The sequence below is a fragment of the Streptomyces tsukubensis genome (assembly GCF_003932715.1).
Taxonomy (GTDB): Bacteria; Actinomycetota; Actinomycetes; order Streptomycetales; family Streptomycetaceae; genus Streptomyces; species Streptomyces tsukubensis.
The window spans coordinates 4,835,715-4,861,243 of record NZ_CP020700.1 but is presented as its reverse complement, the minus strand read 5'-3'; the positions used below and the strand labels follow the sequence as shown (position 1 = coordinate 4,861,243).

The following is a 25,529-nucleotide window of genomic DNA, read 5'->3' as shown; positions in this document are numbered from 1 at the left end:
CCGGATGCGCCGTCAGCCGCGGCGTACCACGCCGGGCCGCGCGACATCAGGAGAAAAGAGGAGACCTCTATGTCTCTGGTAAGAGCGCTCAACAAGTCCAACACAGCGCTCAAGGACTTCAAAACGAAGTCCGACGACGCCAACCGCGCCGCCGGAAACCTCAAAACCGGTGCACAGAACAGCGAAGGCGGGGTCAAGAAGCTCCGGGACGCCGCCAAGAACGCCGCGTCGGAGCTGAAGACCCTCAAGGACCGGGCCGACAGCGCCGAGAAGTCCGTCGCCAAGGCCGGGAAGTCGGGTCAGACCGGCGGCACCAACATCGGCAAGTTCAAGGGCGGGGCGGACAACGCCAAGAAGGGCATGGACGGGCTCAACAAGTCCATGAAGGGCAATATCTTCACCCGCCTGCTGGAACTCTTTATGCCGCTCATCGAGAAGGTCGTCCAGATGGCGACCGAGTCGGAGGGCATGCGGAAGATCCTCAAGAAGGCCTTCGAAGCAGTCAAGAAGGTCATCGACGATGTGTGGAAAAAAGTCGGTCCGATCATCAAGGACTTCGGCAAACGCATCAAGGATACGTTCGACAAGGCCCGGGACAAGGTCTCGGACATCGTCGGCAAGATCAGGAAATCCGTCAAAGACGGCTTCGAGAACGTCAAGAAGCGCATCGAGGACCCCCTCAACACGGCCCGGGACAAGGTCAAGGAGATCTGGGACAAGATCCAGGGGCATATCAAGCCCGTCAGCGAGTTCATCGGGAAGGTCCCCAAGGTCTTCAAGCATGTCAAGGACGAGCTGGAGAACAAGTGGGAAGGCCTCAAGGACACCGCGAGCAAGACCTTCGGCAAGATCAAGGACGCGGTCAAGGGCCCGATCAACGGTGTCATCGACATCGTCAACAGCGCCATCGGCAAGGTCAATTCCTTTGACTTCAAGGTCCCCGACTGGGTTCCGGGCATCGGCGGCAAGGGGATCCCGGACATCCCCAGCATCCCCAGGCTGGCCGAGGGCGGTGTGGTGGCGCCCCGCGCCGGCGGTGTACCGGCGATCATCGCCGAGGCCGGTGAGGCCGAAGCCGTACTGCCGCTGTCCAAGCTGAACCGGCTGCTGCGGCATACCGCGCTGAGTGCCCGCGCCCAGGCGGGCGCAGGGGCCGGGTTCTATATCGAGCACTACCACGCGGCGCCCACCAGTGACCCGCGGTCGACGGCGAAGGCGCTGATGTTCCTGGCGAAGGCCCGCGGATGAGTGCGATCGCCTCCCCCCGGGCGGGCCACCCGCTCGCCGGGGTCAACGCGCCGATGAACACCCTGCGGAACTGGCACAACCAGTCCGTCGGCGCCGTTCGGACCGCTGTCCAGCGCATCGGCGGGGTCAAGGGCGCGGCCGACAAGGTCTGGACCGCGGCCCGGAACGCGGGGACGGCGGTGACCGATCTCAAGTCCCGGGCCACTCCCTCCATCGCCCCGGTCAAGGCCGTCGGCCGGAACTCCGGCATCGCGGCCGATCAGCTCAAGAACAGCCGAGAGAGATCCAAGTCGTCCGGCCGGGCGGCGAAGCGCCTGGCCGACAGCGGCGGCGGCTTCGGGAAGATCGTCGATCCGCTCGGCTCGGTCATGAGTGTGATGTCCCCCCTGCTCACCGGGCTGGGTGTCGGGCTGGCCGCGGGCGCCGTGGCCATGGTCGGGATCTCCATCGCCATGCAGTCCAATCCATTCGGCGGCGCGGCCATCGCCGTCGTCATCATCATCGACTTGATCATCGACTTCGCCCTCAACTCGGAAGCCGGACAGCGCCTGATCAAAAAGGGCTTCGGCAAGCTCCGCGAGGGCTTCGAGTGGATCAAGAAGAACGTCCTCCCGATCATCAGCAAGGCCCGGACCGCGGTCGCCGACGGAATCGAATTCGTCCGTAAGCGGATCGTGGAGCCTCTGGCCTCCGTCAAGACAACCGTCAAAGACAAGTTCGCCGCCGCCCGCGACGGCATCCGGGACGCGACCAACGGACTCATCAAGCTGTTCAGAGACCCCTGGGACGGCATCAAGGCCGTCGTCAAACCGGTCGCCGAATGGCTGGAGGACAAGATCCCGCCGGAGTTCGGCAAGGTGCGGGACGCCACCGTCGACACCCTGCAGGGCATCGCCGACGCGGTCCGCAACGGTCTGGGGACCATCGGCGGAATCCTTCAGATCCCGGGCAAATTCGCCGAATGGCTGATCGACGCCTGGGAGAATATCGACTTCAAGAAGCTCTTCGACCCCAAGGCCATCGGCAAGAAGATCACCAGCTTCCTCGCCGAAGGCGGCCTCGTCAGCCCCCCGCACGGCGCCCTCCCCGGCTCCATCACCCCGCTCGGCGATGTCGCCGGACTGCGGGCGGCGGAACCGAACGGCCGCGACAGGCGGGGAGTACGGCGGCCCCGCCGCGTGGAGAGCTTCCATGAGCCGGCCGGCGCCGGTGCGTACGAGATCGCCGACGAACTGCTGTTCCTCGCCCGCGCCGCGTAGCCCCCGCCCCGTCCCGCCTTACGGGCAACCCCCGGCGCCGGCCGTGCCACACCCCGCGCCGCCCACAGACTTCGCACCGGAGGTGACGGCCCCATGGCCACACCCGCCCCGCCCCTCAACCCCGATATCGGCACCGACTCCGCCCCCGCCTCACTGATCAGCCTCGACGGGCAGATCCAGTGGGGCGATCTGCTGCTCGGCCCCGGCACCCCGTACGAGATCGACCGCCAGGGACTGACCGGCTGGGAGGATCTCCCGGACGCCGACACCACCGACGCCGACCGCCCCACCACCCACGGCTCCTGGCCCGGCACGCAGTACGCCCGCCCCCGCCGCGTCGGCGGCCAGATCTGGCTGCTGCCCGCGCCCGGCACCGACCCGGTCGACACCCTGCGCACCCTGCGCCGCGCCTTCGGGCTCCGCCACGCCGAGCAGTGGCTGGCGGTACGGATCCACGGCGAGACCCTCGCCGTACGGGCCAGAATCAGCCAGCGCGTGCTGCCCGCCGACCGCAATCTGCTCTCCCAGGGCGTCGGCCGGGTCACCGTCCAGTGGGTGGCCACCGACCCCCGCCGCTACACCGTCGAGGCCCGCTCCCTGACCACCGGGGCGCCCCAGCCGGTGACGGGCCTGGGCTGGCCGCTGACCTGGCCCCTCGCCTGGGGCGCGGCGTCCGTCACCGGCGATCTCACGGTCGTCAACGACGGCAGCGCGCCCAGCCACCCCGTCATCACCCTGCGGGGCCCCTGCTCCGACCCCGTGATCACCAACCGCAGGACCGGCCGGAAGCTGCACTACCGCCTCAACCTGGGCGTCGACGACGTCCTGACCGTCGACACCTCCAGCGGTGCCGTGACCCTCAACGACACCGCGTCCCGGCGCCACACCGCCGCGGCCGACAGCAGCCCCGAGGAGCTGTTCACGCTGGAGCCCGGCACCAACGAGGTGACCTACCGGCCGCGTTCCTCGACCGAGGCCGCGACCCTCGCCGTGCGCTGGCGCAGCGCCGAATGGTGACCCCCGCGGCCCATCGCACCGACCACCACGACCCGCAGAGGAGCACCCCATGACCATTCGCACCGTTTGGCACGCCCCCACCGGCCAGACCCAGGAGGACACCCGCCTCGCCACCTCCCTCGTACTGACCCCCACCGGATCGCTCTCCTCCCGCGGCGGAGTCATCCCCGGCGGGCTCGAACTGGAAGGGGTCAATGCCCTCCAGTGCCGGATCATGACGGGCCGGGCCGTCATCCAGACGTCGGCCCGCCAGGGTGCCTACATGATCGCCATCACCGATCCGGAGATCGTCACCCTCGCGCCGGGCAGCGCGGACGGCAGCCGCAAGGACCTGATCTACCTGACCGTCGAGGACGCCCCGTACGACGCCTCGGGGGCCACCCAGGCCGTGATCAGGGTGGTCCAGGGGGCGACCGCCGTCACCGATCCGCAGCCGCCGTCCGCCCCGGCCAACTCGCTCCCGCTCTTCGTCGTCACGGTCGGCCGGAACGCCGCTTCGATCAACTGGGGGACGGTCGAGAACCGCCGCTACCCGACCGCGGCGCTCGGCGGCATCGTGCCCACCGGCGGCTTCGACGGCCTGTACAAGGGCCAGTACCGCGACAACGGCGACCGTCTGGAGCGGTGGACGGGCGGCACCAACGGCGTCTGGCAGCCCTACCCGCAGCCGCCGGTCTGGCGGTCCTGGACGCCGATCTGGACCGCTTCGAGCGGTACCAACCCGTCGCTCGGCAACGCGACCGTGGACTGCCGCTACGTCCAGGACGGCCCGATGGTCCACTTCAACTTCCGGGTGGTCTTCGGCACCACCACCAACTTCCGCACGGGTAACCCCAACTGGCGCTTCAGCCTGCCGGTGCCCGCGGCCAGGGCCGCCCACAGCGCCGGCTTCGTCGAACTCCAGCACACAGAGGACCAGCTCCCGACCGAGCCGGACCGCGCGGTCGGCCGGATCCGGCTGACCAGCACCACCTACTTCGAGATCGAGATGAGCTCCGGCAAGCAGCGCGGCGGCACCACCGGGAAGCCCGGCATCATCGACGCGGCCTTCCCGTGGAACTGGAAGCTCCAGGACCACATCGTCGGCAGCGGCACCTACGAAGCGGCGGCCCCCGCGTGACGGCCGTCAGCCCCTACCGGGTGCTGTTCTGCGATCTGCGGACCGACCGGGTCCTCGACTCCCTCCCGCTGCGGGACGTCCAGGTCGACGACTACATCGGCCGTACGGGATCCCTCACCGGCACCCTCCCCATCCCCGACGCCGCGACGGCGGCCCGCGCCCAGGCCCTCCAGGAGGGCCGGACCGCGGTCTATCTGGAGCGCGGCGGGGATCTGTGGTGGGGCGGGATCCTCTGGACGACAACGCTGACCTCCGACGACAAGGGGGCGATGTCCCTCACGATCCAGGCCGCGACCTTCGACTCCTACGCCGCCCGGCGGCGCATCCGCCGGGACTTCGTCTCCGTCGGCGAGCAGGACGAACTCGCCTTCGCCCGTGATCTGTGGACCTATATGCAGGACTCCGAGGGCGGCGATATCGGTGTCGTCGTGGGCGAGGAGATGTCCGGGCAGATGCTGGAGGTCTCCTGGCGGGCCACCGACGAGATCGTCGTCGACGACGCGCTGCGGGAGATCGCCGACTCCGAGAACGGCTTCGAGCAGTACATCGAGGTCAGCCGGAACCCAGACACCGGGGTACGGACGAAGCGGCTCCGGCTGGGCACCCCCCAGCTGGAACAGGGCGGGGAGGACCTCGTACTCGACCGGCCCGGTTCGATCCTCGGTTACTCCTTTCCCCGGGACGCCACCCGCGGCGGCACCCATGCCCGGGTCCGGGGCGGCACCATCGAGCGGAACGCGAGCCAGGAAGGCCGTCAGATCGTCTCGCGGGTGGTCGCGGACCGTGAGCTGATCGCCGAGGGCTGGCCCCAGATCGACCTCAGCGCCGATCTTCCGCAAGTCCTCTGGCCCTGGCGACTGGAGCGGCACGCCGTGATGCTGCTCCGCCGGGCCAGGGGCACCGTCGTCATCCCCGAGATCACCGTCCGCCTCGACGACCGTCTCCCGCTGCCGCCGCGACTGCTGGGCCGGACGGTCCGGCTGCGGATCACCGACGAATGGCATCCCGACGGCTTCGAGGGGCGGTTCCGGGTGGTCGGGATCAAGATCACCCCGCCGCAGCGGGGGCGCCCCGAAACCGCCGAACTCTTTCTGGAGCGCCGCTGATGCCCATGCTCCCCGAAGATCTCATCGATCTGATCCACGAGCTGCGGCGCCGGCTGGACCGGGTGTCGCTGGCGGCGGGCACCCGGCCCGCGCTGACGTTGGTCACCAACCCGCTGACCGTCGCCGACGCCGGCCGGATCAGCGTCCGCGACGCCACCGACGCCGAACTGGCCGCGCTGGGCTCCATCGGCGTCAACCAGGACGGCAGCCAGCAGCAGGGCGTGCTCATCCGCCGCGAGGACGGCACCCTCGCCCTTGGTGTGTACGGCGCCGGGGACGGCCGCCAGACACTGAGCGCCCGGGACCGGGCCGGGAACGTCGTCCTCGGCGACGACGCCTCCGGCGGCGGGCTGGCCCGCCCGTACATCCCGATCCCGCTCTACCCGGCGCCGACCGCCGTCACCACGGCCGCATGGACCCGGGTCCTCCAGGGCGGCATGTACCTCCAGCACCCGCGGATCGCCATCGGGGTCTGGGTACAGGCCGACCCCGGCACCACCGTCGAGGCCCGGGTCCGCTATCTGGCGGCCGACGGGACGACGGTCCAGCTCGGCCCGGTCGTCACGGCGACCGGCGCCGCCATCACCGAGGAGGTGACCGCCGTGCACGGCGGAGCCGCGTACGACTGGAGCAGTCTGTACGTCGAAGGACGCGTCGCAGCGGGCAGCGGCAAGGCGGCCGTGGGCGTGCTCTACGCGGAGGGCCGCCAGTCATGACCGCCGCCTCCGCAACGCCACCCGCGCCAGAGGACCAGGCCGTCGCCGCACCCGGCGGCGAGCTGCGGCTCCCGCCCGCCCCTTCGCCCTGTCCCGCTCCCCCGCCACCGCGGGCCGCCGAACCCGACGCCGGGCCCGGCTCCCGCCCGTACCGTACGTAAGGACACCCCATGGCCACCCCGCTGACCGCGGACCGCCTGGTCGCCGCGCTGCGCGCCGAGGGCCTGAACGTCGTCGAACGCCCCGGCTGGCGCGGCAACCACCGCGACCACGCCGGCGCCTTCGGCCCGGTGCACGGAGTGATGGTCCACCACACCGTCACCTCCGGCACCGAAGCCTCGGTCGACCTCTGCTTCCGGGGCCACGCCACACTGCCCGGCCCCCTCTGCCACGCCGTGATCGCCAAGGACGGCAGCGTCCATCTGGTCGGCAACGGCCGCGCCAACCACGCGGGCGGCGGCGATCCCCGCGTCCTGCGGGCCGTCGCGGACGAGAGCTACGGCACCCGCCCGCCGCCCCCGGCACACCACCAGGGCAGCTCCGGCGCCGTGGACGGAAACATCCACTTCTACGGCTTCGAATGCGTCAACCGCGGCGACGGCGAGGACCCCTGGCCCGCCGCCCAGCTCGACGCCATCGAACGGGCGTCCGCCGCGCTCTGCCGCGCCCACGGCTGGACGGCGAAAAGCGTGATCGGCCATCTGGAGTGGACGAACCGGAAGATCGACCCCCGCGGCTTCACCATGCCGTCGATGCGCGACCGGATCGCGCGAAGGCTCGGGGCGAAGCCCACCGGGCCCGCGAAACCCGGCGGCCCCCGCCACCACCCCTTCCCCGGTACGGCCTTCTTCAAGGCCGCCCCCAGCTCGCCCGTGATCACCGCGATGGGGCGGAGGCTGCTGGCCGAGGGCTGCGGGGAGTACGCGGTCGGCCCCGGCCCCCGCTGGAGCGAGGCGGACCGCCGCTCGTACGCCCGCTGGCAACGGAAGCTCGGATTCCGGGGCGCCGACGCGGACGGCTGGCCCGGAGCCGCCTCCTGGAACGCCCTGAAGGTCCCCCACACCCCGTAAGACCCGGGCCACCCCGGCGGGTGGCCCCCGCACCTCAAGGAGGCGGAATGTCCGAAGCCGCCCGGCGGACCGCCCGTACGGTCCTCCAGACCGCGGTCGGTATCGCCGTCGCTCTGCCCGCGATCGTCGACGCGTCGGGGCTGCCCGCCACCCTGCCCTGGGTGGCCGTCGCCCTGGCCGTATCGGGCGCGCTGGCCAGGATCATGGCGCTCCCATCCGTACAACGGCTGCTTCCCGCCCGGCTCGGCGGGTACCGCTCCGAGCACGCTCCGGAGGGCGCCGCAGATGGCCGGAGCTGATCCCGATTCCCCGTCGGGCGCCGGTATCGGCGTCGCCGTGGAGCTGGAACGGCTCCGCGGCACCCTGGAAGCCGGTTTCGCCCGGGTCGACGGCTCCCTCGCGCTGCTCGTCCAGCGCAGCGACCAGACCGACAAACAGCTGGCCGATATGGAGTCCCGGCTGGACTCCCTGGAGCGCGCCCGCTGGCCCCTCGCCAGCATCGCCGCGCTGACCGCGAGCAGCGGTCTGGCCCTCGCGGTCTGGCAGCTCACCGGCCACTGACCCCGGAGAGCGCGAAGGGCGGTCACCCCGCACGGGGTGACCGCCCTTCGACTCGTTGGTGGACGCGGTGGCTCAGCCGGTCAGGGCCGGGCCACCGCGGCTACTCACTGGTTGTACGGACCGTAGTCGTAGTCCTCCAGCGGAACGGCCTGGCCGGAGCCGGTGCCGAACGGCGAGTAGTCGATGTCGTCGTAGCCGACGGCCGAGTACATCGCGGCCTTGGCCTCTTCGGTGGGCTCGACCCGGATGTTGCGGTAGCGGGACAGACCCGTACCGGCCGGGATGAGCTTACCGATGATGACGTTCTCCTTGAGGCCGATCAGGGAGTCCGACTTGGCGTTGATCGCCGCGTCGGTGAGCACCCGGGTCGTCTCCTGGAAGGATGCCGCCGACAGCCACGACTCGGTGGCCAGCGAGGCCTTGGTGATACCCATCAGCTGCGGACGGCCGGAGGCGGGGTGACCGCCCTCGGTGACCACACGACGGTTCTCGGTCTCGAACTTCGACCGCTCCACCAGCTCGCCCGGCAGCAGCTCCGCGTCGCCGGACTCGATGATCGTCACCCGGCGCAGCATCTGCCGGATGATGATCTCGATGTGCTTGTCGTGGATCGACACGCCCTGCGAGTTGTAGACCTTCTGGACCTCGCCGACCAGGTGGACCTGGACGGCCCGCTGGCCGAGGATCCGCAGCACGTCGTGCGGGTTGGTCGCACCGAAGGTCAGCGGCTGCCCGACCTCCACGTGGTCGCCCTCGTGGACCAGGACCTTGGCACGCTTCGAGATCGGGAAGGCCGTCTCGTCGCTGCCGTCGTCCGGGGTGACGACGATCTTCTTGGTCTTCTCGGTCTCCTCGATCCGGACGCGGCCGGCCGCCTCCGAGATCGGGGCGACACCCTTGGGCGTACGGGCCTCGAAGAGCTCGACGACACGCGGCAGACCCTGGGTGATGTCGTCACCGGCCACACCACCGGTGTGGAAGGTACGCATCGTCAGCTGGGTACCGGGCTCACCGATGGACTGGGCGGCGATGATGCCGACCGCCTCACCGATGTCGACCAGCTTGCCGGTGGCCAGCGAACGGCCGTAGCAGAAGGCACAGGTACCGACCGCGGACTCACAGGTCAGGACCGAGCGGGTCTTGACCTCCTCCACGCCCGCGCCGACCAGCGCGTCGATGAGCACATCGCCCAGGTCGACATTGGCGGGCGCGATGACCCGGCCGTCGATGACGACGTCCTCGGCGAGCATCCGGGCGTAGACCGACGTCTCGACGTTGTCCGTCTTCCGCAGCACACCGTCGGCGCCGCGGTCGGCGATCCGCAGCTTCAGACCGCGCTCGGTGCCGCAGTCCTCCTCGCGGATGATCACGTCCTGCGAGACGTCCACCAGACGACGGGTCAGGTAACCCGAGTCGGCGGTACGCAGGGCGGTGTCGGCGAGACCCTTACGGGCACCGTGCGTGGAGATGAAGTACTCCAGCACGGACAGGCCCTCGCGGAACGACGCCTTGATGGGACGCGGAATCGTCTCGTTCTTGGCGTTGGACACCAGACCACGCATACCGGCGATCTGACGCATCTGCATCATGTTTCCACGAGCACCCGAGTCCACCATCATGAAGATGGGGTTGGTCTTCGGGAAGTTCGCGTTCATCGCGTCGGCGACCTCGTTGGTCGCGCGGGTCCAGTTGTCGATCAGCTCGTTCGTGCGCTCCTGCTTGGTGATCAGGCCGCGCTCGTACTGCTTCTGGATCCGCTCGTCCTTGGCCTCGTAGGAGGCGACGATCTCCTTCTTCGCCTCCGGGACCACGATGTCCGTCACGGCGACGGTGACGCCGGAACGGGTCGCCCAGTAGAAGCCGGCCGCCTTCAGGTTGTCGAGCGTCGCCGCCACGATGACCTTGGGGTAGCGCTCGGCGAGGTCGTTGACGATCTCGGAGAGCTGCTTCTTGCCGACGGAGTAGTCGACGAAGGGGTAGTCCTCGGGCAGCAGCTCGTTGAAGAGCGCACGGCCCAGCGTCGTCTTCAGCCGGAAGCTGTCGCCCTGCTGCCACGAGGTGCCGTAGCCCTCGTTGTCCTCGTCGGCCGGAGGCGTCCAGCCGCGCGGCGGGATGGTGCCCACCGGGAAGCGGATGTCGACCTTGGCCTGGAGGGACAGCTCACGGGCGTCGAACGCCATGATCGCTTCGGCGGTCGAGCCGAAGGACCGGCCCTCGCCGCGGACCTCGCGCTCCTCCTCGTCCGTGGTGAGGAAGAAGAGGCCGAGCACCATGTCCTGGGTGGGCATGGTGACGGGACGGCCGTCGGCCGGCTTGAGGATGTTGTTCGAGGACAGCATCAGGATGCGGGCCTCGGCCTGGGCCTCCGCCGACAGCGGCAGGTGGACGGCCATCTGGTCACCGTCGAAGTCCGCGTTGAACGCGGTGCAGACGAGCGGGTGGATCTGGATGGCCTTGCCCTCGACCAGCTGCGGCTCGAAGGCCTGGATGCCGAGGCGGTGCAGCGTGGGCGCACGGTTCAGCAGCACCGGGTGCTCGGCGATGACCTCTTCGAGGACGTCGTACACCACGGTGCGGCCGCGCTCGACCATGCGCTTGGCCGACTTGATGTTCTGCGCGTGGTTCAGGTCGACCAGGCGCTTCATCACGAACGGCTTGAAGAGCTCCAGCGCCATGGCCTTCGGCAGACCGCACTGGTGCAGCTTGAGCTGCGGACCGACGACGATCACGGAACGCGCGGAGTAGTCCACGCGCTTGCCGAGCAGGTTCTGGCGGAAGCGGCCCTGCTTGCCCTTCAGCATGTCGCTGAGGGACTTCAGGGGGCGGTTGCCGGGGCCCGTGACCGGGCGGCCGCGGCGGCCGTTGTCGAACAGCGCGTCGACGGCCTCCTGGAGCATCCGCTTCTCGTTGTTCACGATGATCTCGGGGGCACCGAGGTCGAGCAGACGCTTCAGACGGTTGTTGCGGTTGATGACGCGGCGGTACAGGTCGTTGAGGTCGGAGGTCGCGAAGCGGCCACCGTCGAGCTGCACCATCGGACGCAGGTCCGGCGGGATGACCGGAACGCAGTCCAGCACCATGCCCTTGGGGCTGTTGCTGGTCTGGAGGAACGCGGAGACGACCTTGAGGCGCTTGAGCGCACGGGTCTTCTTCTGGCCCTTGCCGGTCCGGATGATCTCGCGGAGGCGCTCGGCCTCTTCGTCGAGGTCGAAGGACTCCAGACGCTTCTGGAGCGCGGCGGCGCCCATCGAACCGTCGAAGTAGGTGCCGAAGCGGTCGCGCAGCTCGCGGTAGAGCAGCTCGTCGCCCTCCAGGTCCTGGACCTTGAGGTTCTTGAAGCGGTTCCACACCTCGTCGAGCCGGTCGATCTCGCGCTGGGCGCGGTCGCGCAGCTGCTTCATCTCACGCTCGGCGCCCTCGCGCACCTTGCGGCGCACATCGGCCTTGGCGCCCTCGGCCTCCAGCTCGCCCAGGTCGGTTTCGAGCTTCTTGGCGCGGGCTTCGAGGTCGGCGTCGCGGCGGTTCTCGATCTGCTGGCGCTCGACGGAGACATGGGCCTCCAGCGAGGGCAGATCGCGGGTGCGGCGCTCCTCGTCCACGAACGTGATCATGTACGCGGCGAAGTAGATGACCTTCTCCAGGTCCTTCGGCGCGAGGTCCAGCAGGTATCCGAGGCGCGACGGAACGCCCTTGAAGTACCAGATGTGGGTCACGGGGGCGGCCAGCTCGATGTGGCCCATCCGCTCGCGGCGCACCTTGGCGCGGGTCACCTCGACGCCGCAGCGCTCACAGATGATGCCCTTGAAGCGGACGCGCTTGTACTTGCCGCAGTAGCACTCCCAGTCCCGGGTCGGACCGAAGATCTTCTCGCAGAAGAGTCCGTCCTTTTCGGGCTTGAGCGTGCGGTAGTTGATCGTCTCGGGCTTCTTGACCTCGCCGTGCGACCACTGGCGGATGTCGTCAGCGGTGGCCAGGCCGATCCGAAGCTCGTCGAAGAAGTTGACGTCGAGCACTATGCGTCAATCCCTCTCAGGGTTGTGTCTCAAGGTGGTCTGTACGGGGTCCGGGGCAGCGGCCGGGATCACCACGGAGGCGATCCCGGCCGGACACCCGTCAGACCTCTTCGACGCTGCTCGGCTCGCGCCGGGACAGGTCGATGCCGAGCTCTTCCGCGGCACGGAAGACGTCCTCGTCGGTGTCGCGCATCTCGATGGACATACCGTCCGAGGACAGCACCTCCACGTTGAGGCACAGGGACTGCATCTCCTTGATGAGCACCTTGAAGGACTCGGGGATGCCGGGCTCGGGAATGTTCTCGCCCTTGACGATCGCCTCGTAGACCTTGACTCGGCCGGTGACGTCGTCGGACTTGATGGTCAGCAGCTCCTGGAGGGCGTAAGCGGCGCCGTAAGCCTCCAGCGCCCACACCTCCATCTCACCGAATCGCTGGCCACCGAACTGGGCCTTACCACCCAGCGGCTGCTGGGTGATCATCGAGTACGGACCGGTCGACCGGGCGTGCAGCTTGTCGTCGACCAGGTGGTGGAGCTTGAGGATGTACATGTACCCGACCGAGATCGGGTCCGGGAACGGCTCGCCGGAGCGGCCGTCGAACATCCGCGCCTTACCGGACGGCAGGACCATGCGGTCTCCGTCGCGGTTGGGGATCGTCGACTCGAAGAGACCGGCGATCTCGTCCTCGCGGGCGCCGTCGAAGACCGGGGTCGCGACATTGGTGCCCGGGCGGACGTCGTCCGCGCCGATCGCCTTCAGCCGCTCCATCCACTCCTCGTTGCCCTCGACCTTCCAGCCCTGGCTGGCCAGCCAGCCCAGGTGGATTTCGAGGACCTGTCCCGGGTTCATCCGGGACGGGACGCCGAGCGGGTTGAGGATGATGTCGACCGGGGTGCCGTCCTCCAGGAACGGCATGTCCTCGATCGGCAGGATCTTGGAGATGACACCCTTGTTGCCGTGGCGGCCGGCCAGCTTGTCACCGTCGGTGATCTTGCGCTTCTGGGCGACGTAGACCCGGACCAGCTGGTTGACGCCGGGCGGCAGCTCGTCGCCCTCCTCGCGGTCGAAGACGCGGACGCCGATGACCTTGCCGGTCTCGCCGTGCGGCACCTTCAGCGAGGTGTCGCGGACCTCGCGCGCCTTCTCACCGAAGATCGCGCGGAGCAGCCGCTCCTCGGGGGTCAGCTCGGTCTCGCCCTTCGGGGTGACCTTGCCGACGAGGATGTCACCGGCGATGACCTCGGCACCGATCCGGATGATGCCGCGCTCGTCGAGGTCCGCGAGGACCTCCTCGGAGACGTTCGGGATGTCCCGGGTGATCTCCTCGGGGCCGAGCTTGGTGTCACGGGCGTCGACCTCGTGCTCCTCGATGTGAATCGAGGAGAGGACGTCGTCCTGGACGAGGCGCTGCGACAGGATGATCGCGTCCTCGTAGTTGTGGCCCTCCCACGGCATGAACGCGACGAGCAGGTTCTTGCCGAGCGCCATCTCGCCGTTCTCGGTGGCCGGGCCGTCGGCCAGGACCTGGCTCTCCACGACCCGGTCGCCCTCGGCGACGATGACCTTCTGGTTGACCGAGGTGCCCTGGTTGGAGCGGGAGAACTTGGCCACCCGGTAGGTGGTGTAGGTGCCGTCGTCGTTGCCGACGGTGATGTAGTCCGCGGAGACCTCCTGGACCACACCGTCCTTCTCGGCCTTGATGACGTCACCGGCGTCGACGGCGCAGCGGTACTCCATGCCGGTACCGACCAGCGGCGCTTCGGCCGTGATCAGCGGAACGGCCTGGCGCATCATGTTCGCGCCCATGAGGGCACGGTTGGCGTCGTCGTGCTCCAGGAAGGGGATCATGGCGGTCGCGACCGACACCATCTGGCGCGGCGAGACGTCCATGTAGTCGACCTCGGCCGGCGGGACGTAGTCGACCTCGCCGCCACGGCGGCGGACCAGCACCCGGGCCTCGGCGAACCGCAGCTCGTCGTTGAGCGTGGCGTTCGCCTGGGCGATGACGAAGCGGTCCTCCTCGTCGGCGGTCAGGTAGTCGACCTCGTCGGTGACCTGGCCGTCGACGACCTTGCGGTACGGGGTCTCGACGAAACCGAACGCGTTGACCCGGCCGTACGAGGCGAGCGAGCCGATCAGACCGATGTTCGGGCCTTCGGGCGTCTCGATGGGGCACATGCGGCCGTAGTGCGAGGGGTGCACGTCACGGACCTCGAAGCCGGCCCGCTCACGGGAGAGACCACCGGGGCCGAGCGCCGACAGACGGCGCTTGTGGGTGAGCCCCGACAGCGGGTTGTTCTGGTCCATGAACTGCGACAGCTGGCTGGTGCCGAAGAACTCCTTGATGGAAGCGACGACCGGCCGGATGTTGATCAGGGTCTGCGGCGTGATCGCCTCGACGTCCTGGGTGGTCATGCGCTCGCGCACGACCCGCTCCATACGGGCGAGACCCGTACGGACCTGGTTCTGGATCAGCTCGCCGACATTGCGGAGACGGCGGTTGCCGAAGTGGTCGATGTCGTCGGTCTCGACGACGATCTCACTGCCGTTCTCGCCGATCGTCTCGACCTCGCCGGCGTGCAGCTTCACCAGGTACTTGATGGTGGCGATGACGTCGTCGGTGGTCAGGACGCCGGCGTTCAGCGGCTCGTCCGCGCCCAGCTTCTTGTTGACCTTGTAGCGGCCGACCTTGGCCAGGTCGTAGCGCTTGGGGTTGAAGTAGAGGTTCTCCAGCAGCGTCTGGGCGGCCTCACGCGTGGGCGGCTCGCCCGGACGCAGCTTGCGGTAGATGTCGAGCAGCGCGTCGTCCTGGCCCTGGGTGTGGTCCTTCTCCAGGGTGGCGCGCATGGACTCGTACTCGCCGAACTCCTGCAGGATCTGCTCGGTGGTCCAGCCGAGCGCCTTCAGCAGGACGGTGACGGACTGCTTGCGCTTGCGGTCGATACGGACACCGACCATGTCGCGCTTGTCGATCTCCATCTCCAGCCAGGCACCCCGGGACGGGATGATCTTGGCGGTGAAGATGTCCTTGTCGGACGTCTTGTCGATGGAGGAGTCGAAGTAGACACCGGGCGAGCGCACCAGCTGCGATACGACGACACGCTCGGTGCCGTTGATCACGAAGGTGCCCTTGTTGGTCATCAGCGGGAAGTCACCCATGAAGACCGTCTGCGACTTGATCTCGCCGGTCTCGTTGTTGGTGAACTCCGCCGTGACGAAGAGCGGCGCGGCGTAGGTGAAGTCGCGGTCCTTGCACTCGTCGATCGAGTTCTTCGGAGGCTCGAAGCGGTGGTCGCGGAAAGTCAGCGACATCGACCCGCTGAAGTCCTCGATCGGGGAGATCTCCTCGAAGATCTCCTCCAGACCGGACTTCGTGGGGACGTCCTGTCCGCTGTCCAGGGCCGCCTCGACCCGAGCCTTCCACGCGGCATTGCCGAGCAGCCAGTCGAAGCTCTCGGTCTGGAGCGCGAGGAGGTTCGGAACCTCAAGGGGCTCTTTGATCTTTGCAAAGGAGATGCGCAGCGGGGCGGTGCTGGCGCCGTTGTTCGTATTCGCGGTCGAGGCGTTGCGCGAGGCGGCCAAGAGGGGGTCCTTCCGAGGGCTCGGACTCACTACGCGCGTACCGGTCCCAAGCCGGACAAGGACTGAGAAACCCCAGGTCAGGGGAGGCTCGGCCCACTGTGCTCATGCGAGGGGATGCCCCTGGTGACGGGCAGGAGGCAGTTAACAGGCAGCGCAAAGGGTCAGTGTAGCCACTTGGCACACTGATGTCCAGTGCGGGCTTTCGAGACCCTCGCTTGCCCTCGTTGTTCTCATCTCCGCTACGCCCTCGCGCCCGGGAGGCGCACGTCAATACTTCCCACTCGTTCACCGATCCATGCCTCGGATCCGGATCGGTTGTGACGACGCGTCCTGAGAATTGCGCGCTGCGTGCGGTTCGTCAAGGCCCCCTGCCCCGGACCTGCGGCCGGAACCGTCACTGCCCGGACACACGGCGCACCCTCCGCCACCGTGCGACGCCGCCCTCACCCGGGTCCCGGGCCGGCGCGGTGCACGGAGATGATCACCATACTCGCCGCCGCCCCCGGTGCAAGCCGCCACGGGCCGGCCGTCACGGTACGACAAAGGGCGACCACCCGGTTGGGTGATCGCCCTTCGGCGGTGTCCCGTTACGTCCTGACGGAAGACGAGACGAGCCTCACAGTGTCCTCACGGCGTCGGAACGCCGTTCGGAGCGGCTGCTACGGCTGGAGGGTCACTTGACCTCGACAGCCGCGCCCGCGGCCTTGAGGGACTCGGCGGCCTTCTCGGCGACGTCCTTGGCGACCTTCTCAAGGACCGGCTTCGGGGTGCCGTCCACGAGGTCCTTGGCCTCCTTCAGACCCAGGGAGGTCAGCTCACGCACGACCTTGATGACCTGGATCTTCTTCTCGCCGGCACCCGTCAGGATGACGTCGAACTCGTCCTGCTCCTCGACGGCGGCGGCGTCGCCACCGGCAGCGCCACCCGCGACGACGACCGGCGCGGCGGCGGCGGCGGTGACGTCGAAGCGCTCCTCGAAGGCCTTCACGAACTCGGAGAGCTCAATGAGGGTCATCTCGTCGAACTGCGCGAGCAGGTCTTCCTGGCTGAGCTTCGCCATGATGGCGTCCTTCCACTAATTCGGCTGGTGCCGGATGTACATAGAGGCGGGCGTACGTTCGGCCCGCTGCGACCCCCCGCACGGCGCGGTGGTCAATGCGCGAGCCGAGTTACTCGGCACCGCCCTGCTCGTCGCGCTTGGCACGGAGCGCGTCCACGGTGCGGACGAGCTTCGACGGGAGCGCCTGGAAGAGCACGGCAGCCTGAGTCTGCTTGCCCTTCATGGCGCCCGCCAGCTTGGCGAGCAGAACCTCGCGGGACTCAAGGTCCGCGAGCTTCTTGATCTCATCGGCGGACAGCGCCTTGCCATCAAGGACACCGCCCTTGATGATCAGATTCGGGTTGTCCTTGGCGAAGTCACGAAGACCCTTCGCCGACTCCACCGGGTCACCGGTGATGAAGGCAACCGCCGTCGGACCGTTGAACAGGTCGTCGAGCGAGGAGATCCCGGCCTCGTTGGCCGCAATCTTGGTCAGCGTGTTCTTCACCACGGCGTACTGGGCGTTCTCACCGAGCGAACGGCGCAGCTGCTTGAGCTGAGCCACGGTGAGACCCCGGTACTCGGTCAGCACAGCGGCATTCGAACCGCGGAACTGATCCGCGAGCTCGGCTACCGCGGCAGCCTTGTCGGGCCTTGCCATGAGCGTCGGCCTCCTTCCGGGTGATGAGGACCGCGCGGACCCGAAGGAGGAACTGGGCAAAACGAAACGCCCCGGCGCAGGCGCACGGGGCGTAGCTCGACCGGACGGATCCGGGAGCTTCTCCACAGTCACCTGCGCAGGTCGTCCGCAGCTAGCGGATCCTTCGGCCGCCGCATCCTCTTACGAGCACGCGGCAACAACCAGCGGTCTTTGGCTTCTCGGGAAGCGTACGCGACGGGTTTGTCCGGAAGCAAATCGTCTCCCGTCCGGACACCGGACGGGAGACGACACAGGCCACTGCGGGGCCGGAGGGCGAGCGGTCAGACGCCCAGGCCCTTCATCCCTTCGCCCAGCTTCTCCATGATCCGGCCGAAGTCGAAGGTCTCGGCGGCCGGCGGGGCCTTCACGGAGGCCTTGGCGCCGTAGTCGGAGTAGTTCGTCACCATGGTGACCACGCCCTCCGGGGTCTTCATGGAGAGGTCCGTCTTCACCGGCAGGCCGTCCTTGTTCACCCAGAGCTGGGTGGAGTACGAGGAGATGCCCGTGCCCTTCAGCCCCTTGAGCAGCTGGGCCCGCTCCTTCTCGCCGAGGACGAGGGAGTCGTTCTTCTCCAGCATCTCCTCCAGGGAGATCGTGCCCTTGTAGTGCTGGGTGTCGACGCCGTCCACCTTCGCCGCGCCGACGTGCTTGATGCTCTTGGACTCCAGCAGCATCGCGATCTGCTCGGCGGGGCTCTGATCCATGCTGTCCAGGCTGCCGGTCAGCTGCTTCTGGAGGGCCGCACTGCCGGACTGCTCGGCCAGCGACTTCAGGTCGATCTTCAGCCAGCGCTTGCCGTCCATCTCCTTGGCGGCCGCGGCACCGGTGTCCATGTACATGGCGTTGTCCAGCCACACCATGCGGACCTGCTCGGGGGCGCCCGGGGTCATCTTCAGACCGCCGCCGGACATGGTCATGTCCATCATCATGGGGTCCCAGCCCATGACACCGGAGAGCTTCATCTCGCCGCCGCCGCCGAACGCCGCCGAATCCGGCATGGTCGCCACCATCTCGACCTTGGCCGACTTCGCCTCTTCGGTCTTCTGGTACGCGGCCTTGAGGACCTTGGTCACCTCGGCACCGGACTGCAGCTTGGTCTCGGCGCCGTTCTTCGCGTCCTCGCCGCCGCACGCCGACACCGCGGCGACCACGGCAACGGCCGTCAGGGAGAGGCCCGCACGCCTCCGTATGGACTTGTTCATGACCCGCCCTTGTTCCTCTTGTTGTCTGCTCGGTGAACTCTTCGAACCGTAACCCATGGCACCGACACCTATATCCGGATACGGCAACAGCCCGGGAACGCACCGGTCCCCGTGCCTCCGAAGAGGCACGGGGACCGGTGTCAACCCTGCGCGAACCCGCGACTGCCGTCGGATCAGACGGCGGCCGGGTCCTCCTCGACGAGGAGGTTGCGGGTGCGGTTGGAGTCCAGCGGGATGCCGGGGCCCATCGTCGTGGTCAGGGTCGCCTTCTTGATGTAGCGGCCCTTCGCGGCGGACGGCTTCAGACGGAGGATCTCCTCCAGCGCCGCGGCGTAGTTCTCCACCAGCTTGGTCTCGTCGAACGACACCTTGCCGATGATGAAGTGGAGGTTCGCGTGCTTGTCGACGCGGAACTCGATCTTGCCGCCCTTGATGTCGGTCACGGCCTTCGCGACATCGGGGGTGACGGTGCCGGTCTTCGGGTTCGGCATCAGACCACGCGGACCGAGCACCCGGCCGAGGCGGCCGACCTTGCCCATGAGGTCCGGGGTGGCGACGACGGCGTCGAAGTCCAGACGGCCCTTCGCCACCTCGTCGATGAGCTCGTCGGAGCCGACGATGTCGGCGCCCGCGGCAATCGCGGCCTCGGCACGGTCACCGGTCGCGAAGACCAGGACCCGGGCGGTCTTGCCGGTGCCGTGCGGAAGGTTCACGGTGCCACGGACCATCTGGTCGGCCTTGCGCGGGTCGACACCCAGACGCAGGGCAACCTCGACGGTGCCGTCGAACTTGGTGGACGAGGTGTCCTTGGCGAGACGGACGGCCTCCAGGGGCGCGTACAGGCGCTCCCGGTCGATCTTGGCGTCCGCGGCGCGGAAAATCTTGCTGCGCTTCACTTCTGCTCCTGTTGTGTTTCAGGTGTGGAGTCGTGGTGCGGGCCAGCGCTTGGCCCTACCACCGAAGGTCAGGGGGCGGCCACGGCGTTCTGCCGAAGCCTTCCCGGGGTAACGTCCCGGGGCGGTGTACCGCCCGGTCGTCAGCCCTCGACCGTGATGCCCATGGAACGAGCCGTACCCGCGATGATCTTCTCCGCGGCGTCCAGGTCGTTCGCGTTCAGGTCGGGCATCTTGGTCGTGGCGATCTCGCGGACCTGGTCGCGCGTGAGCTTGGCGACCTTGGTCTTGTGCGGCTCGCCGGAGCCCTTGTCCACACCAGCGGCCTTGAGGATCAGCTTGGCGGCCGGCGGAGTCTTGGTGATGAAGGTGAAGGAACGGTCCTCGTAGACCGTGATCTCCACCGGCACGACCATGCCACGCTGCGACTCGGTCGCGGCGTTGTAGGCCTTGCAGAACTCCATGATGTTGACGCCGTGCTGACCCAGGGCCGGGCCGACCGGCGGAGCCGGGTTGGCCGCGCCGGCCTGGATCTGGAGCTTGATAAGCCCCGTGACCTTCTTCTTCTTGGGAGGCATTGCTCTCTCCGGGTCCTAGTGAGAGTTTTCAGCACTCCACCCGATCATCCGGATGGAGGCATACCGCCCAACGATAACGGGTATAGCCGGACGGTTAAAAACCGACAGGTCAGGACCGCCGCGAAGGGCGGTCCTGACCTGGCCGGAAGCTCTGTGTCAGTTCTTCTGGATCTGGTCGAAGCTCAGCTCGACCGGGGTCTCCCGGCCGAAGATCTCGACCAGGCCCTTGACCTTCTTCGAGTCGGCGTTGATCTCGTTGATCGTCGCCTGGAGGGTCGCGAACGGGCCGTCCGTGACGGTGACGGAGTCGCCGACCTCGAAGTCCAGCACCTGGACCTCGACCTTGCGGGACGGCACCGGCTCGCCCTTGGCCTCGGCGGCCTCGCGGGCGGCCTTCTCCTCCGCCTCCGGAGCGAGCATCTTCACGATCTCGTCCAGGGTCAGCGGGTACGGGTCGTAGGCGTTGCCCACGAAGCCGGTGACGCCCGGAGTGTTCCGGACGACGCCCCAGGACTCGTTGGTGAGGTCCATCCGGACCAGGACGTAGCCGGGAAGCTTGTTCTGGCGGACGTTCTTGCGCTCGCCGTTCTTGATCTGGACGATCTCTTCCTCGGGCACTTCGGCCTGGTAGATGAACTCCTCGACGTTCAGCGAGACGGCGCGCTGCTCCAGGTTGGCCTTGACCCGCTTCTCGTACCCGGCGTAGGTGTGGATCACGTACCACTCGCCCGGCAGAAGGCGCAGCTCCTCGCGGAGGGCGGCGATCGGGTCGACCGGCTCCTCGGCCTCGACCTCGTCGGCCTCGTCGACCGCTTCGGCCTCGTCGCCCTCGACCTCGTCCGCTTCCGCCTCGGCAGCGTCGTCTGCGGCCTCGGTGTCGTCAGCGTCGTCAGCGTCGTCGATGTCAGCAGTGTCTTCGGCGGACTCGGCGGCCTCGACGTGCAGCGCGGCGTCCTCGGCCGGCTCGCCGGCGGCCTCGTCCGCAGCTTCCGCCTCGTCCGGGTCCACGGAGTCCGCAGCCTCAACGATGTCGAGCTCGTCCTCGGCGGACTCCACGGACTCGAAGCTCGCGTCGTCCGGCTCGACGGCCTCGTTCAGGTTCGGGTCAGACACGGTGGCTGCTTCTTCCTGGATACAGATGGGTGGAACATGCGGAAAGGACGCCGCCCCGGTACGCACCCGGTGACGCCGCCCTTATTCGCGGGATCAGCCGAAGACGTACGAAACGGCTTCCTGGAACCCATAGTCAATCACGGTCACGAGGCCGATCATGATGACGACGAAGATGATGACCACGGTCGTGTACGTCGTCAGCTGACCGCGCGTGGGCCAGACGACCTTGCGGAGCTCGGCGACGATCTGCCGGTAGAAGAGCGCGAGACGGCCGAGAGGGCCCTTCTTGCCGCGCTTGCCGCCCTTGCGCGGCTTCTCCTGAGAAGTCGCGTCTTCGGCATCAGGCGTGTCGATGGAGCCCACGGCGTCCGTCACTTTCTCTCACCTGATTCCCGGGTCGTGGCCGTGCCGCGCCCGGTGGAGCCGCACGGCGGTTCAATGAATCTGCGTACATGCGCACACATCCTGGCGAAGGTGTGTGTGTAGCAGGGCCGGAGGGACTTGAACCCCCAACCGCTGGTTTTGGAGACCAGTGCTCTACCAATTGAGCTACGACCCTTTGTGACTTCCCCAACGTACAGCATCCCGGGAAGTTCCGGTGAAGCCGTCCGTGAGGGGCCAACGACGAGTGAGTGTACGTGGTCGCGGGGCCGACGTCGAACAGACAACGCCCCAGCGGTTCTTGTCGCCCACCTGCAAAGCTCCGGTTGATCGTTTCTTCGCAGGCCCCGGGCCGGACCCGGCCGACTGTTCCCGACCCCGCCCCGCACCCCGCCGTCCGGGGTGCGAAACGGATGTGCAGCACCGATTCTGCGTCTGGGACCATGGACGTATGAGCGCTGCAACCTCTCCCACCGAGCGCCGGGTCTCCGCGCGCATCGGCGCGATCTCCGAGTCCGCGACCCTCGCCGTCGACGCCAAGGCGAAGGCCCTCAAGGCCGCCGGGCGCCCGGTGATCGGCTTCGGCGCGGGCGAGCCCGACTTCCCGACGCCCGACTACATCGTCGAGGCGGCCGTCGAGGCCTGCCGGACCCCGAAGTACCACCGCTACACCCCGGCCGGCGGTCTTCCGGAGCTGAAGAAGGCCATCGCCGCGAAGACGCTGCGGGACTCCGGCTACGAGGTCGACCCGGCCCAGATCCTGGTGACCAACGGCGGGAAGCAGGCGATCTACGAGGCGTTCGCGGCCGTCCTGGACCCGGGTGACGAGGTCATCGTCCCGGCCCCGTACTGGACCACGTACCCGGAGTCGATCCGGCTCGCGGGCGGTGTCCCGGTCGAGGTCGTGGCCGACGAGACGACCGGCTACCGGGTCTCCGTCGAGCAGCTCGAAGCCGCCCGTACCGAGCGGACGAAGGTCATCGTCTTCGTCTCCCCGTCCAACCCCACCGGCGCGGTCTACAGCCGTGAGGACACCGAGGCGATCGGCCGCTGGGCCGAGGAGCACGGCCTGTGGGTGCTGACGGACGAGATCTACGAGCACCTGGTGTACGGCGACGCCTCGTTCACCTCGCTGCCCGCCGTGGTGCCCGGTATCCGCGAGCGCTGCCTGGTGGTGAACGGGGTGGCGAAGACGTACGCCATGACCGGCTGGCGCGTGGGGTGGATCGTCGGCCCCAAGGACGTGATCAAGGCCGCGACGAACCTCCAGTCGCACGCGACGTCGAACGTGTCCAACGTGGCCCAGGTCGCCGCGCTGGCCGCGGTCTCCGGTGATCTGGACGCGGTCGCCGAGATGCGGACCGCCTTCGACCGCCGCCGCCGCACCATCGTGCGGATGCTGAACGAGATCGACGGCGTGGTCTGCCCGGAGCCGGAGGGCGCGTTCTACGTCTACCCCTCGGTGAAGGACCTGCTCGGCAAGGAGATCCGGGGCAAGCGCCCGGCGAGCTCCGTGGAGCTGGCGGCGCTGATCCTGGACGAGGTCGAGGTCGCTGTCGTCCCGGGTGAGGCCTTCGGCACCCCCGGTTATCTGCGGCTGTCGTACGCCCTGGGCGACGACGACCTGGTGGAGGGCGTGTCCCGGATCCAGAAGCTGCTCGCGGAGGCCAAGGCCTGACCCGCCCCGCGGCCGTACGGACGGCCCTCGGCCCGGATCCCCGGGCCGGGGGCCGTTTTTTCGTTCGGGCAAGCGCCCGATCAGGGAATAGGGCTGCCGAGCGGCCGCGCTTGCGGCAGGATCCGAGGATGGAACGTGTACGTGACGTCGGTCTGCTCCCCAAGGCCCATCTGCATCTCCACTTCACGGGCTCGATGCGGCCCTCTACCCTGCTGGAACTGGCCGACAAGTACGGCGTCCATCTGCCCGACGCGCTGACCGGCGGCGAGCCCCCGAAGCTCCGGGCCACCGACGAGCGCGGCTGGTTCCGTTTCCAGCGGCTGTACGACATCGCCCGTTCGTGCCTGCGTACTCCCGAGGACATCCGGCGGCTGGTGCGCGAGGCGGCCGAGGAGGACGTCCGCGACGGTTCGGGCTGGCTGGAAATACAGGTCGACCCCACCTCGTACGCACCGATGCTGGGCGGGCTGATCCCGGCGCTGGAGATCATCCTGGACGCGGTGGACTCGGCGAGCCGGGAGACCGGGCTCGGAATGCGGGTCCTGGTGGCCGCGAACCGGATGAAGCACCCGCTGGACGCCCGGACCCTGGCCCGGCTGGCCGTACGGTACGCGGACCGGGGCATCGTCGGCTTCGGGCTCTCCAACGACGAGCGCCGGGGCATGGCCCGCGATTTCGACCGCGCCTTCGCGATCGCCCGGGAGGGCGGGCTGCTGGCGGCGCCGCACGGCGGCGAGCTGGCGGGCCCGTCCTCCGTACGCGACTGTCTGGACGATCTGCGGGCCTCCCGGATCGGTCACGGGGTGCGCGCTGCGGAGGACCCCGAGTTGCTGCGGAGACTCGCGGACCGCGGGGTGGCCTGCGAGGTCTGCCCCACGTCGAACGTGGCGCTCGGCGTCTACGACAAGCACGAGGACGTACCGCTGCGGACCTTGTTCGAGGCGGGCGTACCGCTGGCGCTGGGCGCGGACGACCCGCTGCTCTTCGGCTCCCGGCTGGCGGCGCAGTACGAGGTGGCGCGGCGCTACCACGGGTTCACCGACCCCGAGCTGGCGGCCCTGGCCCGGCAGTCCATCGAGGCGTCGGCGGCGCCGGAGCCGCTGCGCGGGGAGCTGCTGGCCGGGGTGGACGCCTGGCTGGCCGGTCCCTAGGTCGTGTAAGCGTCCGGCGGACAGGCTCAGAGGTCGACGCCGACCGTGACCGGTTCGTTGACGAGGGTGACGCCGAATGCCTCGCGGACGCCCTCCACGACCTCGCGGGCGAGGGCCAGCAGGTCCTCCGTGGTGGCACCGCCGCGGTTGGTCAGGGCCAGGGTGTGCTTGGTGGAGATCCGGGCCGGGCCGCTGCCGTACCCCTTGGTGAAGCCCGCGCGGTCGATCAGCCAGGCCGCGGAGGTCTTGGTACGGCCCTCCCCCGCCGGGTACGCGGGCGCGACGGCATCGTCGCCCAGCCGCTCCCTGACCCGGCCGAGGAAGGCCTCGTACGCGGTGTCGTCGAGGATCGGGTTGGTGAAGAAGGATCCGGCGGACCAGGTGTCGTGGTCGTCCTCGTCGAGGACCATGCCCTTGCCGCCGCGGAGCGCGAGGACGGTGGCGCGGACCGCGCCCAGCTCCGCCCGGTCGCCGGCCTCGACACCGAGGGCGCGTGCGGTCTCCGCGTACCGGACGGGCGCGGAGAGCCCCTCCGCGTCCTCCAGCAGGAAGCGGACCCGGAGCACGACATAGCGGTCGGGGTGCTCCTTGAAGAGGCTGTGGCGGTACGAGAAGGCGCACTCGGCGTTGGTGAGGGTGACGGTCTCGCCGCGGTGCCGGTCGTACGCGACGACCTCGGTGATGGTGCTGGAGACCTCCTGGCCGTACGCGCCGACGTTCTGGACGGGCGTGGCGCCGGCGGAGCCCGGGATGCCCGCGAGGCATTCGACGCCGGCGAGTCCGGCGGCCACGGTCCGGGCGACGGCGTCGGTCCACACCTCGCCCGCCGCGAGTTCGAGGCGGGTGCCGTCGAGCCGGAAGCCGGTGGTGGCGATCCGCAGGGCGGTGCCGTCGAAGCCCTTGTCGCCGATGACCAGATTGCTGCCGCCGCCGATGAGGAGCAGTGGTGTCCCGGTCTCGTCCGCCTCGCGGACCGCGGCGACGACCTCGTCGTCGGTGGTCGCCGTGAGGAGCCGGGTGGCGGGGCCGCCGAGCCGGAAGGTGGTCAGGGGGGCGAGGGGGGCGTCGTGAAGTTCCTGCACGCGGACAAGGGTACGGAAC

Annotated in this window: 21 protein-coding genes and 1 tRNA gene; 11 read left to right on the top strand and 11 right to left on the bottom strand. The window is 68.7% G+C overall.

The features are described from left to right. The first annotated feature begins 69 nt into the window (after nucleotides 1–69). From B7R87_RS19985 to B7R87_RS19945, 9 genes are all read left to right on the top strand, one after another. Entirely contained in the window at nucleotides 70–1,248 is a 1,179-nt protein-coding gene (locus B7R87_RS19985) for a hypothetical protein (RefSeq protein ID WP_006347250.1), read from the top strand. Next, nucleotides 1,245–2,507 (top strand): hypothetical protein, encoded by a 1,263-nt coding sequence (locus tag B7R87_RS19980; RefSeq protein ID WP_006347251.1) that lies wholly within the window; start codon nucleotides 1,245–1,247, stop codon nucleotides 2,505–2,507. The genes B7R87_RS19985 and B7R87_RS19980 overlap by 4 nt, the downstream gene beginning before the upstream one ends. 93 nt (nucleotides 2,508–2,600) lie before the next feature. Continuing rightward, the gene (locus B7R87_RS19975; RefSeq protein WP_006347252.1) at nucleotides 2,601–3,524 is read left to right on the top strand and encodes a phage distal tail protein; all 924 of its coding nucleotides are present in this window, start codon (nucleotides 2,601–2,603) and stop codon (nucleotides 3,522–3,524) included. 49 nt (nucleotides 3,525–3,573) lie between these two features. Then, nucleotides 3,574–4,644 carry a hypothetical protein gene (locus B7R87_RS19970; RefSeq protein ID WP_006347253.1) on the top strand — a complete coding sequence of 357 codons (1,071 nt, stop codon included), beginning with the start codon at nucleotides 3,574–3,576 and terminating at the stop codon, nucleotides 4,642–4,644. After that, nucleotides 4,641–5,750 carry a hypothetical protein gene (locus B7R87_RS19965; RefSeq protein WP_006347254.1) on the top strand — a complete coding sequence of 370 codons (1,110 nt, stop codon included), beginning with the start codon at nucleotides 4,641–4,643 and terminating at the stop codon, nucleotides 5,748–5,750. Before B7R87_RS19970 ends, B7R87_RS19965 begins: the two co-directional genes overlap by 4 nt. Further along, nucleotides 5,750–6,466 (top strand): hypothetical protein, encoded by a 717-nt coding sequence (locus B7R87_RS19960; protein WP_006347255.1) that lies wholly within the window; start codon nucleotides 5,750–5,752, stop codon nucleotides 6,464–6,466. Before B7R87_RS19965 ends, B7R87_RS19960 begins: the two co-directional genes overlap by 1 nt. Nucleotides 6,467–6,636: 170 nt before the next feature. Then, nucleotides 6,637–7,536 carry a peptidoglycan-binding protein gene (locus B7R87_RS19955; RefSeq protein ID WP_006347256.1) on the top strand — a complete coding sequence of 300 codons (900 nt, stop codon included), beginning with the start codon at nucleotides 6,637–6,639 and terminating at the stop codon, nucleotides 7,534–7,536. A gap of 47 nt (nucleotides 7,537–7,583) precedes the next feature. Beyond that, on the top strand, nucleotides 7,584–7,835 hold the full coding sequence (locus tag B7R87_RS19950; RefSeq protein WP_006347257.1) for a hypothetical protein: 252 nt from the start codon (nucleotides 7,584–7,586) through the stop codon (nucleotides 7,833–7,835). Further along, nucleotides 7,822–8,097 carry a hypothetical protein gene (locus tag B7R87_RS19945; RefSeq protein ID WP_006347258.1) on the top strand — a complete coding sequence of 92 codons (276 nt, stop codon included), beginning with the start codon at nucleotides 7,822–7,824 and terminating at the stop codon, nucleotides 8,095–8,097. Before B7R87_RS19950 ends, B7R87_RS19945 begins: the two co-directional genes overlap by 14 nt. A gap of 104 nt (nucleotides 8,098–8,201) precedes the next feature. On the opposite strand, the gene B7R87_RS19940 is transcribed toward B7R87_RS19945, so the two are convergent. The 10 genes from B7R87_RS19940 to B7R87_RS19895 all read right to left on the bottom strand — a co-directional run bounded on the left by B7R87_RS19940 (nucleotide 8,202) and on the right by B7R87_RS19895 (nucleotide 21,777). Further along, the gene (locus B7R87_RS19940) at nucleotides 8,202–12,110 is read right to left on the bottom strand and encodes a DNA-directed RNA polymerase subunit beta' (protein ID WP_006347259.1); all 3,909 of its coding nucleotides are present in this window, start codon (nucleotides 12,108–12,110) and stop codon (nucleotides 8,202–8,204) included. Between the two features lie 100 nt (nucleotides 12,111–12,210). Beyond that, nucleotides 12,211–15,693, bottom strand: coding sequence for a DNA-directed RNA polymerase subunit beta (rpoB, locus tag B7R87_RS19935; protein ID WP_006347260.1), 3,483 nt, complete (start codon nucleotides 15,691–15,693; stop codon nucleotides 12,211–12,213). Between the two features lie 673 nt (nucleotides 15,694–16,366). Further along, on the bottom strand, nucleotides 16,367–16,753 hold the full coding sequence (rplL, locus tag B7R87_RS19930; RefSeq protein WP_006347261.1) for a 50S ribosomal protein L7/L12: 387 nt from the start codon (nucleotides 16,751–16,753) through the stop codon (nucleotides 16,367–16,369). A gap of 109 nt (nucleotides 16,754–16,862) precedes the next feature. Next, on the bottom strand, nucleotides 16,863–17,393 hold the full coding sequence (gene rplJ / locus B7R87_RS19925; RefSeq protein ID WP_006347262.1) for a 50S ribosomal protein L10: 531 nt from the start codon (nucleotides 17,391–17,393) through the stop codon (nucleotides 16,863–16,865). 320 nt (nucleotides 17,394–17,713) lie between these two features. After that, on the bottom strand, nucleotides 17,714–18,634 hold the full coding sequence (locus B7R87_RS19920) for a hypothetical protein (protein ID WP_006347263.1): 921 nt from the start codon (nucleotides 18,632–18,634) through the stop codon (nucleotides 17,714–17,716). A 173-nt stretch (nucleotides 18,635–18,807) separates the two neighbouring features. Next, the gene (gene rplA, locus B7R87_RS19915) at nucleotides 18,808–19,530 is read right to left on the bottom strand and encodes a 50S ribosomal protein L1 (RefSeq protein ID WP_006347264.1); all 723 of its coding nucleotides are present in this window, start codon (nucleotides 19,528–19,530) and stop codon (nucleotides 18,808–18,810) included. A 140-nt stretch (nucleotides 19,531–19,670) separates the two neighbouring features. Further along, on the bottom strand, nucleotides 19,671–20,105 hold the full coding sequence (gene rplK, locus B7R87_RS19910) for a 50S ribosomal protein L11 (RefSeq protein WP_006347265.1): 435 nt from the start codon (nucleotides 20,103–20,105) through the stop codon (nucleotides 19,671–19,673). A gap of 156 nt (nucleotides 20,106–20,261) precedes the next feature. After that, nucleotides 20,262–21,218 carry a transcription termination/antitermination protein NusG gene (gene nusG / locus B7R87_RS19905; RefSeq protein ID WP_006347266.1) on the bottom strand — a complete coding sequence of 319 codons (957 nt, stop codon included), beginning with the start codon at nucleotides 21,216–21,218 and terminating at the stop codon, nucleotides 20,262–20,264. Between the two features lie 93 nt (nucleotides 21,219–21,311). Further along, nucleotides 21,312–21,593 carry a preprotein translocase subunit SecE gene (gene secE / locus B7R87_RS19900; RefSeq protein WP_006347267.1) on the bottom strand — a complete coding sequence of 94 codons (282 nt, stop codon included), beginning with the start codon at nucleotides 21,591–21,593 and terminating at the stop codon, nucleotides 21,312–21,314. A gap of 111 nt (nucleotides 21,594–21,704) precedes the next feature. After that, nucleotides 21,705–21,777, bottom strand: a tRNA-Trp gene (locus B7R87_RS19895). Nucleotides 21,778–22,050: 273 nt separating this feature from the next. Between B7R87_RS19895 and B7R87_RS19890 the strand changes: the two genes are divergently transcribed. Together B7R87_RS19890 and B7R87_RS19885 are read left to right on the top strand one after the other, a co-directional pair. Continuing rightward, complete coding sequence (locus B7R87_RS19890) at nucleotides 22,051–23,277, top strand: pyridoxal phosphate-dependent aminotransferase (RefSeq protein ID WP_006347268.1); 1,227 nt, start codon at nucleotides 22,051–22,053, stop codon at nucleotides 23,275–23,277. Between the two features lie 128 nt (nucleotides 23,278–23,405). Continuing rightward, the gene (locus B7R87_RS19885) at nucleotides 23,406–24,428 is read left to right on the top strand and encodes an adenosine deaminase (RefSeq protein ID WP_006347269.1); all 1,023 of its coding nucleotides are present in this window, start codon (nucleotides 23,406–23,408) and stop codon (nucleotides 24,426–24,428) included. A gap of 26 nt (nucleotides 24,429–24,454) precedes the next feature. Here the strand turns inward: B7R87_RS19885 and B7R87_RS19880 are convergent, their stop codons facing one another. Next, a complete protein-coding gene (locus tag B7R87_RS19880) occupies nucleotides 24,455–25,510 on the bottom strand; it encodes a UDP-N-acetylmuramate dehydrogenase (RefSeq protein WP_006347270.1) in 1,056 nt (351 codons plus the stop codon). Between the last annotated feature and the right edge of the window lie 19 nt (nucleotides 25,511–25,529).

Excerpts from the sequence above, each read along its gene's own strand:
- B7R87_RS19945 (WP_006347258.1), top strand. The coding sequence starts at position 7,822 with ATGGCCGGAGCTGATCCCGATTCCCCGTCGGGCGCCGGTATCGGCGTC.
- B7R87_RS19885 (WP_006347269.1), top strand. The coding sequence starts at position 23,406 with ATGGAACGTGTACGTGACGTCGGTCTGCTCCCCAAGGCCCATCTGCAT.
- rplJ (WP_006347262.1), bottom strand. The coding sequence starts at position 17,393 with ATGGCAAGGCCCGACAAGGCTGCCGCGGTAGCCGAGCTCGCGGATCAG.
- B7R87_RS19950 (WP_006347257.1), top strand. The coding sequence starts at position 7,584 with ATGTCCGAAGCCGCCCGGCGGACCGCCCGTACGGTCCTCCAGACCGCG.
- B7R87_RS19960 (WP_006347255.1), top strand. The coding sequence starts at position 5,750 with ATGCCCATGCTCCCCGAAGATCTCATCGATCTGATCCACGAGCTGCGG.
- rplK (WP_006347265.1), bottom strand. The coding sequence starts at position 20,105 with ATGCCTCCCAAGAAGAAGAAGGTCACGGGGCTTATCAAGCTCCAGATC.
- B7R87_RS19975 (WP_006347252.1), top strand. The coding sequence starts at position 2,601 with ATGGCCACACCCGCCCCGCCCCTCAACCCCGATATCGGCACCGACTCC.
- B7R87_RS19970 (WP_006347253.1), top strand. The coding sequence starts at position 3,574 with ATGACCATTCGCACCGTTTGGCACGCCCCCACCGGCCAGACCCAGGAG.
- B7R87_RS19955 (WP_006347256.1), top strand. The coding sequence starts at position 6,637 with ATGGCCACCCCGCTGACCGCGGACCGCCTGGTCGCCGCGCTGCGCGCC.
- B7R87_RS19890 (WP_006347268.1), top strand. The coding sequence starts at position 22,051 with ATGAGCGCTGCAACCTCTCCCACCGAGCGCCGGGTCTCCGCGCGCATC.
- rplL (WP_006347261.1), bottom strand. The coding sequence starts at position 16,753 with ATGGCGAAGCTCAGCCAGGAAGACCTGCTCGCGCAGTTCGACGAGATG.
- B7R87_RS19980 (WP_006347251.1), top strand. The coding sequence starts at position 1,245 with ATGAGTGCGATCGCCTCCCCCCGGGCGGGCCACCCGCTCGCCGGGGTC.
- B7R87_RS19920 (WP_006347263.1), bottom strand. The coding sequence starts at position 18,634 with ATGAACAAGTCCATACGGAGGCGTGCGGGCCTCTCCCTGACGGCCGTT.
- B7R87_RS19985 (WP_006347250.1), top strand. The coding sequence starts at position 70 with ATGTCTCTGGTAAGAGCGCTCAACAAGTCCAACACAGCGCTCAAGGAC.